The 14,535-nt window shown below is 61.9% G+C and carries 14 protein-coding genes and 1 pseudogene; 10 read left to right on the top strand and 5 right to left on the bottom strand.

Annotation, left to right across the window (positions count from 1 at the left end; all coding sequences use genetic code 11):
• Positions 1–102: 102 nt before the first annotated feature.
• Positions 103–297, bottom strand: a complete 195-nt coding sequence (locus tag ASD12_RS24310; protein ID WP_056592316.1) for a hypothetical protein — start codon at positions 295–297, stop codon at positions 103–105.
• Here ASD12_RS24310 and ASD12_RS24305 point away from each other — a divergent pair.
• From ASD12_RS24305 to ASD12_RS24295, 3 genes are read left to right on the top strand one after another with little or no spacing between them, the layout of a single operon-like run.
• Positions 296–730: a DUF2267 domain-containing protein gene (locus tag ASD12_RS24305; protein ID WP_056592314.1), complete on the top strand. Its 435-nt coding sequence runs from the start codon at positions 296–298 to the stop codon at positions 728–730. The two genes, ASD12_RS24310 and ASD12_RS24305, sit on opposite strands and share 2 nt — an antisense overlap.
• A 3-nt stretch (positions 731–733) precedes the next feature.
• Positions 734–1,456 (top strand): phosphoribosyltransferase, encoded by a 723-nt coding sequence (locus ASD12_RS24300; RefSeq protein ID WP_056592313.1) that lies wholly within the window; start codon positions 734–736, stop codon positions 1,454–1,456.
• An 11-nt stretch (positions 1,457–1,467) separates the two neighbouring features.
• Entirely contained in the window at positions 1,468–1,914 is a 447-nt protein-coding gene (locus ASD12_RS24295; protein WP_056592310.1) for a pyridoxamine 5'-phosphate oxidase family protein, read from the top strand.
• A 76-nt stretch (positions 1,915–1,990) separates the two neighbouring features.
• Here the strand turns inward: ASD12_RS24295 and ASD12_RS24290 are convergent, their stop codons facing one another.
• Positions 1,991–2,824: a universal stress protein gene (locus tag ASD12_RS24290; RefSeq protein ID WP_056592308.1), complete on the bottom strand. Its 834-nt coding sequence runs from the start codon at positions 2,822–2,824 to the stop codon at positions 1,991–1,993.
• A 175-nt stretch (positions 2,825–2,999) separates the two neighbouring features.
• Between ASD12_RS24290 and ASD12_RS24285 the strand changes: the two genes are divergently transcribed.
• Together ASD12_RS24285 and ASD12_RS24280 are read left to right on the top strand one after the other, a co-directional pair.
• Entirely contained in the window at positions 3,000–3,398 is a 399-nt protein-coding gene (locus ASD12_RS24285; protein WP_056592305.1) for a c-type cytochrome, read from the top strand.
• Positions 3,399–3,452: 54 nt separating this feature from the next.
• On the top strand, positions 3,453–5,006 hold the full coding sequence (locus ASD12_RS24280; RefSeq protein ID WP_056592302.1) for a bifunctional aminoglycoside phosphotransferase/ATP-binding protein: 1,554 nt from the start codon (positions 3,453–3,455) through the stop codon (positions 5,004–5,006).
• Positions 5,007–5,029: 23 nt separating this feature from the next.
• Here ASD12_RS24280 and ASD12_RS24275 read toward each other — a convergent pair whose 3' ends face one another.
• The gene (locus ASD12_RS24275; RefSeq protein ID WP_056592299.1) at positions 5,030–7,711 is read right to left on the bottom strand and encodes a bifunctional acetate--CoA ligase family protein/GNAT family N-acetyltransferase; all 2,682 of its coding nucleotides are present in this window, start codon (positions 7,709–7,711) and stop codon (positions 5,030–5,032) included.
• 164 nt (positions 7,712–7,875) lie between these two features.
• Here ASD12_RS24275 and ASD12_RS24270 point away from each other — a divergent pair, with 164 nt between their 5' ends.
• The 5 genes and pseudogenes from ASD12_RS24270 to ASD12_RS24250 all read left to right on the top strand — a co-directional run bounded on the left by ASD12_RS24270 (position 7,876) and on the right by ASD12_RS24250 (position 12,570).
• Positions 7,876–9,729 carry a heavy metal translocating P-type ATPase gene (locus tag ASD12_RS24270; RefSeq protein WP_056592319.1) on the top strand — a complete coding sequence of 618 codons (1,854 nt, stop codon included), beginning with the start codon at positions 7,876–7,878 and terminating at the stop codon, positions 9,727–9,729.
• Between the two features lie 28 nt (positions 9,730–9,757).
• Positions 9,758–10,207 (top strand): thioredoxin TrxC, encoded by a 450-nt coding sequence (trxC, locus tag ASD12_RS24265; protein WP_056592296.1) that lies wholly within the window; start codon positions 9,758–9,760, stop codon positions 10,205–10,207.
• Positions 10,208–10,220: 13 nt separating this feature from the next.
• A complete protein-coding gene (locus tag ASD12_RS24260) occupies positions 10,221–11,474 on the top strand; it encodes an MgtC/SapB family protein (RefSeq protein ID WP_056592293.1) in 1,254 nt (417 codons plus the stop codon).
• Positions 11,475–11,558: 84 nt separating this feature from the next.
• Positions 11,559–11,945 carry a hypothetical protein gene (locus ASD12_RS24255; protein ID WP_056592290.1) on the top strand — a complete coding sequence of 129 codons (387 nt, stop codon included), beginning with the start codon at positions 11,559–11,561 and terminating at the stop codon, positions 11,943–11,945.
• A 32-nt stretch (positions 11,946–11,977) separates the two neighbouring features.
• Positions 11,978–12,570, top strand: a pseudogene (locus ASD12_RS24250) (NAD(P)H-dependent oxidoreductase).
• Between the two features lie 17 nt (positions 12,571–12,587).
• On the opposite strand, the gene ASD12_RS24245 reads toward ASD12_RS24250, so the two are convergent.
• On the bottom strand, positions 12,588–13,571 hold the full coding sequence (locus ASD12_RS24245) for a zinc-dependent alcohol dehydrogenase family protein (protein WP_056592287.1): 984 nt from the start codon (positions 13,569–13,571) through the stop codon (positions 12,588–12,590).
• A 153-nt stretch (positions 13,572–13,724) separates the two neighbouring features.
• On the bottom strand, positions 13,725–14,222 hold the full coding sequence (locus ASD12_RS24240; protein ID WP_056592286.1) for a sulfocyanin-like copper-binding protein: 498 nt from the start codon (positions 14,220–14,222) through the stop codon (positions 13,725–13,727).
• Between the last annotated feature and the right edge of the window lie 313 nt (positions 14,223–14,535).

Here is a 14,535-nt window from a genome sequence, read left to right as displayed (position 1 = left end):
GCGCTGGTCGAGACCTGGGATGCACTCGGCATTCCCTATGGCTCCGCCGGTCGGCCATCCGTCGCCAAGAGCGACCGGATCATTCCCCTGCTGGTGCCCAAGTCAGGCGGCTAAAAGCCGCGGCCTGCCAAAACAGTCTTCGTCCCTTTGCCAGCCGGTGTGCGGCTCCTCGAGCCGATCGAGCGGCGCTGAAAGCACAATCGGGGCTACGCACTTTTGAACGTTTTGATCCTGCTCAATGCTCAAAGCCTTTCCATGCTTGAGAATGGAGTTCAAATCTTCGAGGAGCATCGCCATGGGTCATATTTCCCACACGTCCTTTGCTGACTTCACGCACGCTGGCCAGCAGGCGCAACAGTGGGTCAAGGAGCTCGCCAAAGACCTCTGCTGGAGCGAACCGAGTGCGTGCCGCCTCCTGAGATCCGTTCTGCACACAGTGCGGGACTGGCTGTCGCAAGCGGAAATGGCCGATCTCTCGGCCCAACTCCCAGTTTTGATTCGTGGCATGTACTTCGAAGGCTGGACCCCATCGGAGCCTGCGCATGAGCGCACGAAGCGCGACTTTGTTATCAGCGTCAGAAACAGTTTCGGCTACGATGAGGAGATCGATTTCGATGTCGCGATCAACGCCGTGTTCAAGCTTCTCGAGCGTCACATTTCGCATGGCGAGATCGTGCAGCTCAGAAACTCGATGAAGAAGTCGCTTAGAAAATTGTGGCCGGTGGATTGACCCATGTTTCGAGACCGGGAAGATGCTGGCGTGAAGCTTGGCCTGGAGTTGAGTAGGCTTCAATTGCATCAGCCTGTTGTGCTGGCACTGCCGCGCGGCGGCGTGCTTGTCGCGGTGGAAGTAGCCAATGCTCTCAATGCTCCTCTTGACCTGCTTATCGTCCGCAAGGTCGGCGCCCCGGGCAATCCTGAACTGGCTGTTGCCGCAATCGTCGATGGCGACCCTGGGGAGGTCGTGTTGAACCGGGAGATCGTCGAGGCCTATGCGCTCGACGAAGACGAGCTACGTGTCTTGATTGCAAATGAGCGCCCAGAACTCGAACGCCGGCGCGTTGCCTATCGAGGTAAGACCAAACCGATCTCGATCGCGGGAAAGACAGCGATCATCGTCGATGACGGTGCCGCGACCGGTACGACCATGAAAATCGCGATCCGCGCCCTCAAGCGCCGGTCACCGAGGGAAATCATCGTGGCAGTTCCTGTTTCACCGCAAGAGACGGTCGCTGAACTGGCACGGGAAGCGGATCGAGTGGTTTGCCTTAGTCAGCCAGGACAGTTCCGTGCCCTGAGCTTCCACTACTTGCGGTTTCCTCAGCTCTCGGACAGCGATATCGTCACTGCGATGGGCAAGGCTGTTCGGTCGCAAACGGGTGCGCAACAACACGCAGCCGGCCCCGGCTCGAAAGCCGCCACGAAATCAATGCCACGGAATAACCGAGAGAAATAGGAGATCACGTCATGCTGGTCCGCGCGCTTTCTGCCCTGGAATGCACGAAAATCCTGACGGCCAATCGCGTGGGCCACCTGGCATGCGCAAAGGATGGGCAGCCCTACGTCGTGCCCGTCTACTACGCCCATTCGGACGCTCATCTTTACGCGTTTTCAATGCCGGGAAAAAAGATCGAATGGATGCGGGCCAATCCGCTGGTGTCCGTCCAGGTTGACGAACATGGCCAGGGGCGAGGATGGAGAAGCGTCGTTGCCGACGGCCGGTACGAAGAACTGCCGGACCGAATTGGCCACAAGCTCGAACGCGATCATGCTTGGTCAGTGTTGAGCAAACATACCGACTGGTGGGAACCTGGCGCGCTCAAGCCCGTCGTTCCTCCCACAGCCGACAGTGCACCGCACGTTTTCTTTCGGATCATGATTGAACAGGTGTCCGGGCGAGAAGCGAGCGAGTAGTCGCCCCATCAAGTCTTGCGAGAAACGAAAAGGGCCAGCGCAATCTGCACCCGCCCATTTTCCACCCGTTGAATTGCTATCGCGCCATCAAGACCGGCAGCAATTGACCCTCAAGCATTGACTTGGTTACCCCACCGAAAATCCGCTCGCGCAACCGGGAATGACCGTAGGCGCCCATGACCATCAGCTCGGCCGCAACGTCGCCGGCATGCTGGCGAAGCACGTCGGCAACCGAATGGTTCGCGCTGGGCAGTCGTTCGACCGTAACCTTCACGCCGTGCCGAGCGAGATAGGCAGCGGCATCTGCTCCGGGTTCCGCACCGTGATGGAACTCGTCATCGATCGGGTCGACTATAACGAGGTGAACCTCTTCGGCGCTTTTCAGCATGTCGAGCGACTCACGAACGGCGCGCGATGACTCAAGGCGCGCGGCCCAAGCAACCAGGATGCGTCTCGGCTTCAACGTTGGCCGAGCGCCTTCGGGAAGGAGCAGGATAGGCTTTCCCGATGAGAACAGCGCGCCTTGGATGACTTTATCCCTCAGCGTCGGGCTTGTGAGCAGATCTGGGCCAAGAATGGTCAGATCGGCATAGCGGGCGCGCCTTCCGATGACTTCGTCCGCCCAAGCCGTATCGGGGTAGTCGTCGCTCAGATCAGCCGATACCGCGCTCTGGGAGAGAAAGGCGCCGACTGCCGAAATTCGCTTCTTGAGCCTCTTGACCTCGACCTGACGCTCCTCGAGCCAGGCTGGTGAGACGACAGCCGCGTACGCGCCCGAGGGGGGTGCGGCCAGCTCGAGAACGAGCACGGAGAGATGGGCGCCGACCTGTTCGCACAGGCTGGCGGCGAGATTCAGATCGCCCTCGCCCTGGTTCGGTCCGGTAACCGTAAGCAGTGTCTTGAAAGTCACGGCAACAACTCCTCATTTCGTGTGAAGGTTCAATCGTTGCTGAAGCGTAAGCGAGAGGGGCTGGTGCGTTCGTTGCGCTGAATCAAACACCTTGGGTGCGGCGGGTGTTTGATCCGCATCAACGTGCTGGCCAACCAAAGTTGTAGGGTTGCGCCAATCAATCGGGGAAACGCAGATGAAGTTCCTGATCGCGGCGGCCTTGGCAGGTGTGGCCTTCAATGCGGCCGGCGCCCAGGAACTCGGCAACGGCAAGGCGGAATACATGAACTCTTGCGCCGTCTGCCACGGTCCCGAAGGCAAGGGTGATGGACCGCTCGGCGACGAATTGGTGAAGCGGCCGGCCGACCTCACCCGTCTTTCGAAAGACAATGGCGGCGCCTTCCCCTACTGGCGCGTTTTCGCCATGATCGATGGCCGCACCATGGTGCCGGAGCATGGCGATCGCGACATGCCAGTTTGGGGCCGGCAATTCCTCCCCGATGACGCCAGGAAATTCGGCCCGAACGCCGGAGAGATCGTCACCCAGGAACGGATCCATGATCTGGCCGGTTATGTCGAGACGCTGCAGCAATGAAAGCAGATGGCGGAAAACAGTCTCGGCAAGAGCAAGCATCGAGGATGACGGAAAATGATCGTTGACGACCAACAAGCCGCCGCCGCGTTTCTGCGTGACCCTTCCTCCTATGGCGTGACCGGGCCTGTCGAAGTGATCGAAACCCATATCTCGCTTATCTTTCTGGTCGGCCAGCGCGCCTACAAGATGAAACGCGCGGTCAAGCTGCCCTATGTCGATTTCTCGGCGCCTGCTCTCAGGCTTGCCGCTTGCGAGAAAGAGGTGGAACTCAACTCGAAGACCGCACCCGGCCTCTATTTGGGCGTGCGCCGAATCACGCGCGATGCCGACGGCGAGTTGGCTTTCGATGGCACCGGCCAAATGGTCGATGCGGCGATCGAGATGATCCGCTTCGACCAGTCGAAGCTTCTCGATCGTATGGCAGCCGCGGGAGAATTGACGCCGGCGCTGATGACCGCGGTTGCGCGCATGATCGTCGGCTACCACCGTGCCGCACCGACGGTCCACAATGGCAGCGGGTCGTCCAACATGGCGGGTGTGCTCGACATCAACGAGGCCGGCTTTGCCACGAGCCATGTTTTCACAAAAGCAGAGGTCACGAGCTTTGCCGAAGCCTTCCGCACCGCCCTCTACCGGCATTCCGAATTGCTCGATCGCCGGGAGGCCGCGAGCAAGATCCGCCGGTGCCATGGCGATCTGCATCTGCGTAACATCTGCCTTTTCGACGGCGAGCCCCGCCTCTTCGACTGCATCGAATTCAACGACCAGATCGCCAGCATCGACGTCCTGTACGACCTCGCTTTCTTGCTAATGGACCTTTGGCATCGCGGCTTTCCGCAACTCGCCAATCTTGTGATGAACCGCTATCTCGACGAAGCCGACGACGAGGACGGGTTCATCCTGCTGCCCTTTTTCATGGCGGTGCGGGCTGTCGTGCGCGCCCATGTGATCGCAACGCAGGTCGAGGAAGGCAGCGCCGATTCCGACAAACTGGCTGCCGAGGCCAGATCCTATTTCGACCTTGCTCGAGCATTTCTCCAGGAAACCTCGCCGCGGCTCGTTGCCATCGGTGGCCTCAGTGGCTCCGGCAAGACGACCGTTGCAGAGGCGCTAGCCGCCCATATCGGTGCGCCGCCCGGCGCCCGCATTGTCGAAAGCGACCGTATCCGCAAGGCCATGCATGGAGTGCCCGCTGAGACCAGGCTGCCGGACAGAGCCTATCGACCGGAGGTCTCCACCCGTGTCTACAGCGAAATGGCATGGCGCGCTGGCCTGATCCTTTCCGAGGGCGGCTCGGTCGTAGCTGATGCCGTTTTCGACAGGCCGGCCGATCGTGAGCGGATCGAGAAAGCGGCGCGCAGCCGGGCTATCAGATTCTCCGGATTTTGGTTGGAAGCGGACCCGCTTGTCCTTTGGCAGCGGGTCAGTGAACGTAAGGGCGGTCCTTCAGACGCGACGATAGACATCCTCTCGCGGCAATTGCAGCGAAATGCCACCCAGTCTAGCTGGCAAAAGATCAACGCCGATCGAAAGCTCGCCGACACTGTTGCGGAATTGAGTGGGTTTTCCGAGGGCGATACTTCCAAGGCCCTGCACACAGCCTCCTGACTGGTGCCGCAGGGTGATCGGCCTCAACGGAGTTCGAGAGTTGCCTCGACAAGGCCGGGTTCACTTGGATGACGCCTTGTCGAGAAGCCGAATTCGCGGCACATGGCCAGCATCCTCGCGTTCTCACTGAGCACCAGGCCTTCGATCCGACCAATCCCATCGGCCTTTGCATAGTCAACGAGCTGCCTGAGCAATGCCCAGCCCAGACCATGACCCTGCAGGTCCGTGCGCACCAGCAAGGCGTATTCGGCAACGGAGCGGTCCGGATCGCAGGAAAGCCGGCTGATGCCCGCCAAAGCGCCAGTGCTTGCCTCGAGAGCGACGAAGGCCATGTTGCGGTCATAGTCGAGCTGGGTGAGCCTCTTCAGCATCTGGTCGGAGAAGCTTTTGCGCGGCGACAGAAAACGCAGGCGCAGATCGTCAGGCGAAATCCTGGCAAGGAATTCGGGATAGAGCGCGATGTCGGCCGGCTTGATGGGCCGGATGTGATAGTGCATGCCGCCTCCCAAAAACGCCTTCTCCCAACCCGACGGATAAGGCCTGATGGCAAGTGCGGGGTTCGGCCCCGCCTCTTCCACGCGTTCCGGCTCGATCTCGATGCGGGCGTCGAGCGCAATCACACCCTCGGCGTCGGCCAGCAGCGGATTGATGTCCATCGCAACGAGGCACGGAAAGTCGACGGTCATCTGCGACAGGCCGTTTAGGGCTGCAATGATCGACTGCCGATCGGCCGGTTTCCGATCGCGGAACCCGGCAAGCAGGCGGCCGATCCGCGTTTGCCCGATCAGGTCACCGGCAAGAACGTCATCGAGCGGTGGCAAGGCAATCGCTGTGTCATCCATCATCTCGACCGCCACGCCGCCAGCTCCAAACAGGATGGCCGGCCCGAAGATCGGATCCTGGCTCATGCCGAGGATGAGTTCCTGCGCCTGTTTTCGCAACACCATCGGCTGAACGGCATAGCCTTCAATATCGGCTTGCGGTGCGCGTTTGCGCACACGCGCCTCGATTGCGCGTGCGGCCTCCCCTGCGGCCGCGGCATCGGCAATGTTGAGCACAACCCCGCCAATGTCCGACTTGTGCGAGATCGCCTTGGACAACAGCTTGACGACGACCTGCTCAGACGTCTTGAGGAGGCGGCCGGCAACCGCTTCCGCTTCGGCAGGAGATCTGGCGACGACCGTCTCAGGCACCGTGATGCCGTAGGCGAAAATTGCTGCCTTGGCTTCAGGCTCGGTCAGCATTCGCCGCCCCTCCTTCGCGACCTGCCTGAATATGGCAAGCACGGCTTCTCGGCCGCTTTTAGCGTCTTCGCTGCGGCTCGACGGCGTGCGCATCAATGCCCGCTGAGCACGCGACCATTCGCTGAGGTAGGAGACGGCTGTTGCCGCGTCAGCCGGCGTTTCAAAACTGGCAATACCAGCATCCTGAAGAACACGTCGCCCCTCGCGCGCCGTGCGCTCGCCAAGCCAGCAGGTCAGGACAGGTTTGCCGTCAATCTTGCCGTCCTGTGCGAGCGTCGCCACCGCGCTTGCCGCGGCAAGCGACGAGCCGAGCCCGGTCGGGCAATTCATGACCAGCACGACGTCGGTGCCGGCGTCGGCCGCGACAGCCTCGATCGCGGCCCGGTAGCGCTCCGGCGGGGCATCGCCGATAATGTCGACCGGATTGGCCCGGGACCAGGTGCTCGGCAGGACGGCATCCAGTCGGGCGATCGTTTCCGGCGAGAGCTCGACCAATTCCCCGTTGCAGTCCATCAGTTGATCGACGGCAAGCACCCCGGCGCCGCCGCCGTTGGTGACGATACCGACGCGGGCTCGTTCCAGCGGAACGAAACGGGCGGTCGTTTCAACCGCATCGAACAACTCGGTCAGGCCTTTGACGCGCAGGATGCCAGCGCGCAGCAATGCCGCATCGACGACACGATCGGCGCCCGATAGCGCGCCGGTATGGGTCGCGGCCGCTTTGGCCGATTGCTCGTGCCGGCCCGACTTGATCGCGATCACCGGCTTGACGCGTGCCGCCGCACGAGCGGCCGAGATGAACTTGCGCGGATTGGGAATGGTTTCGAAATACATCACGATGGCGCGCGTGTGCATGTCGCCCGCCAGCATGTCGAGACAATCTCCCACGTCGACATCCGCCATGTCGCCCAGAGAGACGATCTGCGAGAAACCGACATGGTTGTCCGCCGCCCAGTCTATCAGCGATGTGGCGATGGCGCCGGATTGCGACAGCAGTGCGATGTTGCCGGGTCTGGCGGCCATATGCGCAAATCCGGCATTGAGCCGTAATGGCGGGATCATCAGCCCGACCGTGTTCGGCCCGATGATGCGAAAAAGAGTAGGCTTGGCAGCGTCGAGCATCGCCTGACGCAGGCCGTTCTCGCGCGTCAGCCCGGCGGTGATGACGACCGCCGCCCGCGTGCCTCTTTCAGCAAGGTCCCGCACGATGGCGGGAACTGTGTCTGGCGGCGTGACGATGACACCAAGGTCTGGAACACCCGGAAGGTCGGCCGCCTTGGCATAGCATTGCCGACCGGCGACCTCGGAGTATTTCGGGTTGACCGGCCAGATCTCTCCCTCGAAGCCGCCGCTGACGATGTTGTCGAAGACGACACGGCCGACCGAGCCGTCACGCAGCGATGCTCCAAACACGGCAACCGACTTTGGGGAAAACGCATGGTCGAGATTGCGGATCGTCACATCCTATGTCTCCGAATCATGGCGATAATCACCCGTCGATCTTGCCCGTTCGTTGCGTTGGATCAAAGCGTTCTCGGTTCTCGCGATTAGCTGTTGCACGAGTTAGACGCGCCCGTCAGCCCTTGCGAGAATTGGCGAGCATCGATGAAATCGGAAAGCATCGCATGAACGAGTCCACCCTGCGGCGCGCATTGCTGGTGATTGCCATCCTGGGTCTCGCCGTTGGAATCGGAGCCTGGCGAACCGGGCTCGCTCCCCTTGAAGCCGACACGATCTGGACGGTGGCGACCTTGCCCGTGGTGACGGCTCTCGCCATCTCCATTCTGCGTGATTTCTGGATAGGTCGCTTCGGTGTCGATGCGATTGCCTTGGTGTCGATGTCCGCAGCGCTGCTGCTCGGTCAAGCCCTGGCGGCAGTGGTGGTCGCGATCATGTATGCCGGCGGCACGGTGCTTGAGGATTTCGCCCGCGGCCGCGCGGAACGCAACCTAAAGGCATTGACCGACCGGTCACCGCGTGTCGCACACCGCAAGTCGACGCATGGAACAGAACGGATCCCGGTCGAAGAAGTGGCCGTCGGCGACAACCTCCTGGTGCGTGCCGGCGAACTGCTTCCCGTCGACGGCATCCTGCTCGATGCTTCGGCCTCTCTCGACGAGTCCGCGGTGACTGGAGAACCACTGCCGGAACGGCGGAGCGCAGGGGATGTGTTGCGCAGTGGCACACTCAACGCCGGTGAGTCCTTCAGCATGCGGGCTTCGGCCCTGGCAGAACAGAGCACCTATGCGGCGATCATACGCATGGTCGCTGCAGCGCAGACCGCGAAATCCCCGTTTATCCGCATGGCCGACCGTTTCGCCCTGTTCCTGCTGCCAGCCACTTTGCTGGTTTCCGGTGCCGCCTGGTACATCTCCGGCGATCCAATCCGGGCACTCGCCGTGCTGGTGGTCGCGACACCTTGCCCGCTCATCCTTGCAGCACCGGTTGCCTTCATTGGCGGCGTGTCCCGCGCCGCGCGTGCCGGCATCTTGATGAAAGGCAGCGCGGCTCTGGAGGCCCTTGCGCAAGTTCGAACCGTGATCTTCGACAAGACTGGAACCTTGACCATCGGCGGCGCCGAGCTCATCGAAATCGAAGCCGCACCCCGCCGTGAAACGAACCAATTGCTGCAGATGTTGGCGTCCCTGGAACAGGCCTCGCACCATGTGCTCGCCGACTCGATCATCCGGGCGGCGCGCGGCAGGCAGCTGATGCTTTCGCATCCGCATGATGTCCGCGAGTGTCGCGGCGCGGGCTTGAAAGGCCGGGTCGAAAACATGTCGATCGCGGCGGGATCGCGGGCTCTCGTGCTCGCCGACAAGCCGTTGCCCGGCTGGGCGAAAAGCGGTGAAGAAAAATATCAGGACGAACCGGTGCTTAGGGTCTTTGTGGCGCTCGGCGGACGGCTCGCCGGTGTTTTCACCTTCGGGGACGCCCTGCGTGTTGATGCGCATGACGCACTCGGCAAGCTGCGCTCGGCCGGCATTGCGCGCATGATAATGCTCACAGGCGACGACGGCGTGGCAGCCGAGCGCATCTCCGCGTTGCTCGACCTCGACGCCATTGTCGCCGATGCGACCCCTGCCGAAAAAGTCGCGACGGTCGCGGCCGAGAAAGCCTCGGCGCCGACGATGATGGTCGGCGACGGCATCAACGATGCCCCTGCCCTAGCGGCCGCAACGGTGGGGGTCGCCATGGGCGCACGTGGTGCGACCGCCTCCTCCGAGGCGGCGGACGTCATCGTGCTGACCGACAGGCTGCAGCCCGTCGCCGATGCAGTTCGGATTGCACGGCGAACGCGATCGATCGCCTTGCAAAGCATCATCGCCGGGCTGGCGCTGTCGGGGCTGGCAATGATCGCGGCTGCCATGGGGCAGATCACCCCGGTTGCCGGAGCGCTGCTTCAGGAAGGGATCGACGTGGCGGTCATCCTCAACGCTCTGCGCACTCTTGGCGATGGACGTCTCGGGCGCGCATAGTGGACCACAGCAAAATCGGTGAAGGGTCATGGCACAGCAGAAACTGGTGGTTTGCAGCAAATGTGGTGGGGTCAACCGCCTGCCGCCCGCCCGCGATGCCAGGGAGGCTAGATGCGGAAAGTGCGGGATCAGGCTGTTTTCGGGCCATCCCGAAGACGTCGATGCCGCGATTTTCGATCATCAGATCGCGCGCAGCAGTATCCCCGTTGTCGTCGACATCTGGGCACCTTGGTGCGGTCCCTGCAAGATGATGGCGCCGGCGTATGAGGCCGCCGCCAACGAGCTGGAGCCGCATGTTCGTCTGATCAAGCTCAATTCGGACAATGAGCAGGCCGTCGCGGCAAGGCTCGACATTCGTGGCATCCCGACCGTGATCCTCTTCGATGGCGGGCACGAAATCGCGCGTACATCCGGTGCAATGACGGCAGGCCAGATCGTCAGGTGGGTTCGCGACCGCCTGCCGACGGTCACCGCCTGAAAGTCGCCGCGCCATGGATCCGCTCATCGCCCGGCTCGGACTGGCCTTGGCAATTGGCCTGCTCGTCGGCTTGGAGCGTGGCTGGCAAGAGCGGGATGCACCCGATCGCAGCCGCACGGCCGGAATTAGGACATTCGGTATATCCGGCCTGCTCGGCGGCGTTCTCGCGGCCCTGGCCAACGCGCTCGGCGCAGTATCCGTGCTGGTCGGCGGATTCATCGCCTTTGCGGCAATCTTCGCCTGGTACAAGGCACGCGAGGCGGTCCATGACGAGGATTTCAGTGTCACGAGCGTGATCGCTGGTCTCGGCGTTTTCGCGCTTGGGTCGCTTTCCGTCGCCGGCGATTATCGGGCGGCTGCTGCCGGTGGGGCGGCATTGGCAGCAATCCTGGCCAGCCGAGAGGTCCTGCATGGTCTCTTGAAGCGACTGACCTGGGTGGAACTGCGTTCAGCGCTGATCCTGGCGGTGATGACGGCGATCGTCTTGCCCCTGCTGCCAAACCGGACGATGGACCCGTGGGGCGGTTTCAATCCGTGGGAAGTTTGGTTCCTGACGGTGCTGATGGCCTCGATTTCGTTCGCCGGCTATGTGGCTGTTCGCATTCTGGGAAATACGCGTGGTCTGCTGGTCAGTTCGCTCGTGGGTGCGATCGTCTCTTCCACAGCGGTGACCTTGGCGCTTGCCCGCAACGCCACATCTGCAGCCAATCGGCTGGCGCTCGCCGGGGCGGCAGCGCTGGCTGCCATGGTTTCGGTGCTCCGCGTCTGCGCCGTGGTTCTGATCATCGAGCCAAGCGTGTTGGTTTCAATCGGCATCCCGGCGATTGCCGCGGCGCTCGCCTTCGCTGTCTGCGGAACGCTGCTGCTGACTCGTGACAGCGGGGACGGTGAAGGCAGCGCTATCGCACGCAATCCATTCGAACTGGGTCCGTTGCTGCTCTTCGCCTTGCTCTTTGCGATCGTCGCGACCGCGAGTGCCGGGCTGGCCGCTCAATTCGGCGGGCGCGGTCTGTTGGCGAGTTCGGCGCTGGCAGGCACGTTCGATGTCGACGTCTCGGTGCTCAGTGCCTTGCGGCTGGTCAAGCATTCGGTCCCTGTCGAGACTATCGGTCAGGCGGTGCTGGCGGCGCTGGCGGCAAACGCGATCGGCCGCCTGTTACTGGCGGTATTTACCGGTCCGATCAGGTTCTGGTTGCCGCTGGCCGGCGCAACCCTGGCCGCTGCGACCGCCGGCTACGGCGCCATGTTGTTGCTTAGTCCGGGATAAAAGCGCGGTTCTTGAGCCACTTTGATGCGGATCAAGGGGCAAGCCCAGCTACGGCTCTATGGAACTCCTTAAAAGGAGTTCGCCATGACCAATTCGAAGGACCTCACCCCAAAATTCCGCCATGTCCGATTGCTGCTCGCCCGCGAAAGAGGCCATCCGGAAGGCGATCGCGAAGAGGGCTACGACGTGCTCGCTCCATTGACCGGCGAAGGCCGGATCGATGCGGAAGAGTGGAAGTCGCACAGGGCCTCTTGCCGTGTTCGCCGCTTTCGCACCGGCGAGGAAGACCTGATCGGCCGGCTGAGACGCAAACCCGGCGGACAATGGTATTTCGACTACGCCGAAGGCGACCGTGACGACGAAATCGGCTTTCATCTCGGTGATGAACGGTTCGTGACCGGTGAATATGTGTCGATCGAGCGCAACGGCGCCATGCACACCTACCAGGTGGCAAGGGTCGAGCGGCCCTGACGCGGCAACGCGAGCCTCCCTGGGAGTAGACCATGTCGCGACGCATCCTGATTGTGGTCAGCCATCCCGACCCGTCCCCGGACCGGCTCTGCCGCGGTCTTGCCGACGCCTATGGCGAGGGCGCGGAAAAAGCGGGACACGCCGTCCGCCGGGTCGATCTGGCGGCACTTGATTATCCGATGCTGCGGACAATGCAGGAGTTCGAACATGGTGCGGTTCCCGATGAGCTGAAGAATGCAGCCGAGGCGATCGTCTGGGCGGGGCACATCGTCTTTGTCTTCCCCCCCTATGGCTCGGAACCATGCCAGCTCTGCTCAAGGCATTCCTGGAACAGGTGATGCGGCCAGGGACGGCCTTCGCCTACCCGGACAAGGGCGGCGGTTTCACCAAGACACTGCTTCGCGGTCGCTCTGCGCGCGTCGTGGTGACGATGGGCATGCCCTCAGTTCTTTACCGCCTATGGTTCCTCGGACACGGCATCGCCGGCATGCGGCGAAGCATTCTGCATTTTGTAGGAATCAGTCCGGTGCGCGAAACCCTGTTCGGCATGGTCGCTGGCGCCAGCGATGCGACCCGTGCGAAGTGGATCCGGCATATGCGCGGACTGGGTGAACGAGCCAGATAACGGTCGTCGAATGCCGATCACGGCACCAGGACAGCGGCGCCGCTCAATCTGCCTTGCCTCAAATCGTCCAACGCCCGATTGGCCTGTTCCAGCGGGTAGACCTTTGTATGCGTGCGCACATGCGCGCGCTTGGCAATGGGAAAGAACTCTTCCGCGTCGCGGCGCGTCAAGTTTGCGACCGATACCAGTTCACGCTCTTCCCAGAGCAATTCGTAGCCCATTGCCGGAATGTCACTCATGTAAATGCCGCCGCAAACCACTCGACCGCCCTTGTGAACGGCACGAAGCGCGATCGGCACTAGGTCACCCACAGGAGCGAAGATAATCGTGGCATCGAGCTGCTTGGGCGGAAGTTCATCCGAACCGCCCGCCCACGTCGCGCCGAGCGAGCGAGCGAATTCCTGCGCTTCACTGTCGCCGGGCCGGGTGAAAGCGAAGATGTCACGACCCTGCCAAATTGCGATCTGGGCAACGATATGTGCAGCGGCGCCGAAGCCGTAGATCCCGAGCCGCTTGCCGTCACCGGCTTTCTTCAGGCATCGCCAGCCGATCAGGCCAGCGCAAAGCAGCGGCGCCTGCGATACGGGGTCGGCGTCAAGGTCCAGATCGAAGGCGAATTGGGTGTCGGCAATGACATGGCTGGCGAAGCCGCCATCGCGTGTATAGCCCGTGAAATCTGGCTGATCGCAGAGATTTTCATTCTCTGCGGCACAGTAAGTACAATGTCCGCAAGTGTGGCCAAGCCAGGGCACGCCAACCCTGCGCCCGATCCTGGAACGCGCCACGCCCTTGCCGACGGAATCGATGATGCCGACGATTTCGTGACCCGGAATGAGCGGTAGTTTTGGATGACGCAGATCGCCATCAATGACATGCAGATCGGTCCGACAGACAGCGCATGCCTCGACCTTCAACCTGATCTCACCGGGTCCAGCTATGGGATCAGGCCTGTCGACCAGCTTCAATGGCACGCCGATGTTTTCGAGCACCATCGCTCTCATGACGTGCTCCATGTTGCACCGGAAAAACGATGCCGTGACTGCCCAGCCTATTCCGCCGTGGCGCGACCAAACCGACAAGGCCGGCGATCCCGGCAGGCTTTCGAAGACTGCGGCAGTCGCAGGTTCCGGCCAAGCGGCTGCTTGGTTCAGGATCTATGGCTCGACGGTGAATTCGGCCCACATGCCGGCTCCATAATGACCTGGCACGTTGCAGATAAGCAGGTATTTTCCAGCCTTCAACTCGACGGTCAATGTGCCTGATTTTCCGGGATCAAGCTCCGAAACTTCGCCCTTGTCGCCAGCCTTGTCTTCGTCGACACGGTTCTCGGCTTCAAGGTAAGGAAGCGGCTTGCCGGGATCGGCAAGGTACATCACGATCATTTCGTGAACGGTGTCCTTGGAGTCATTTTTCACATTGAATGTGACGTCCCCGGCCTTAACCGCGCCAGGCAAAGCCCTGATGCCCATGGTCGCCTTGGCGATATCGAGTCCCGGTGTCGCATAGGCGAGCCCCATTGCCATCTCCGCACTCGCGCCTTTGTCCCACAGCGAGACCTTGACAGTGGAAGCAGCCTGGGCCGCGCCGGCGCCGCCGGCCATCAGCATTGCGGCAGCAAGCCCGAGCGCTGCTCTTCTCGATATGGTTTTCATGGCAATCTCCTTCTGGACGGCAGCCGAAGTCTACGTCCCGCCTGTCATCCTGCTCGCGGAGGCACCCTCCGTCCTTGCGCCAAATCAAACTATCCGGCTCGAGCCCATCTGCGGCGCGGATGCAGTTGTCAGCCAGTTGTCAGGTTGAATTGGTTATGCCGCACCAATGACGGTCACAGGCCGTCGGACAGGACCGATCGAAATCCCACCCACGGGCGCGACATCCTCGCGCAACCTTCCGAATGGAGCCATCATGTATCGCACTCTCGTTCTCGCCGCTCTCGCCGGCATGATCGCAGGACCGGCGCTCGCT

Origin of the sequence: Mesorhizobium sp. Root102 (assembly GCF_001425625.1) — a bacterium.
Taxonomy (GTDB): Bacteria; Pseudomonadota; Alphaproteobacteria; order Rhizobiales; family Rhizobiaceae; genus Mesorhizobium.
The sequence above is the reverse complement of the archived record's forward strand: the minus strand, read 5'-3'. Positions and strand labels throughout refer to the sequence as shown.

Coding starts and splice junctions, on each gene's coding strand:
- trxC (WP_056592296.1), top strand. CDS start 9,758: ATGGCACAGCAGAAACTGGTGGTTTGCAGCAAATGTGGTGGGGTCAAC.
- ASD12_RS24285 (WP_056592305.1), top strand. CDS start 3,000: ATGAAGTTCCTGATCGCGGCGGCCTTGGCAGGTGTGGCCTTCAATGCG.
- ASD12_RS24300 (WP_056592313.1), top strand. CDS start 734: ATGTTTCGAGACCGGGAAGATGCTGGCGTGAAGCTTGGCCTGGAGTTG.
- ASD12_RS24255 (WP_056592290.1), top strand. CDS start 11,559: ATGACCAATTCGAAGGACCTCACCCCAAAATTCCGCCATGTCCGATTG.
- ASD12_RS24295 (WP_056592310.1), top strand. CDS start 1,468: ATGCTGGTCCGCGCGCTTTCTGCCCTGGAATGCACGAAAATCCTGACG.
- ASD12_RS24280 (WP_056592302.1), top strand. CDS start 3,453: ATGATCGTTGACGACCAACAAGCCGCCGCCGCGTTTCTGCGTGACCCT.
- ASD12_RS24245 (WP_056592287.1), bottom strand. CDS start 13,571: ATGAGAGCGATGGTGCTCGAAAACATCGGCGTGCCATTGAAGCTGGTC.
- ASD12_RS24260 (WP_056592293.1), top strand. CDS start 10,221: ATGGATCCGCTCATCGCCCGGCTCGGACTGGCCTTGGCAATTGGCCTG.
- ASD12_RS24270 (WP_056592319.1), top strand. CDS start 7,876: ATGAACGAGTCCACCCTGCGGCGCGCATTGCTGGTGATTGCCATCCTG.
- ASD12_RS24240 (WP_056592286.1), bottom strand. CDS start 14,222: ATGAAAACCATATCGAGAAGAGCAGCGCTCGGGCTTGCTGCCGCAATG.
- ASD12_RS24310 (WP_056592316.1), bottom strand. CDS start 297: ATGGCGATGCTCCTCGAAGATTTGAACTCCATTCTCAAGCATGGAAAG.
- ASD12_RS24305 (WP_056592314.1), top strand. CDS start 296: ATGGGTCATATTTCCCACACGTCCTTTGCTGACTTCACGCACGCTGGC.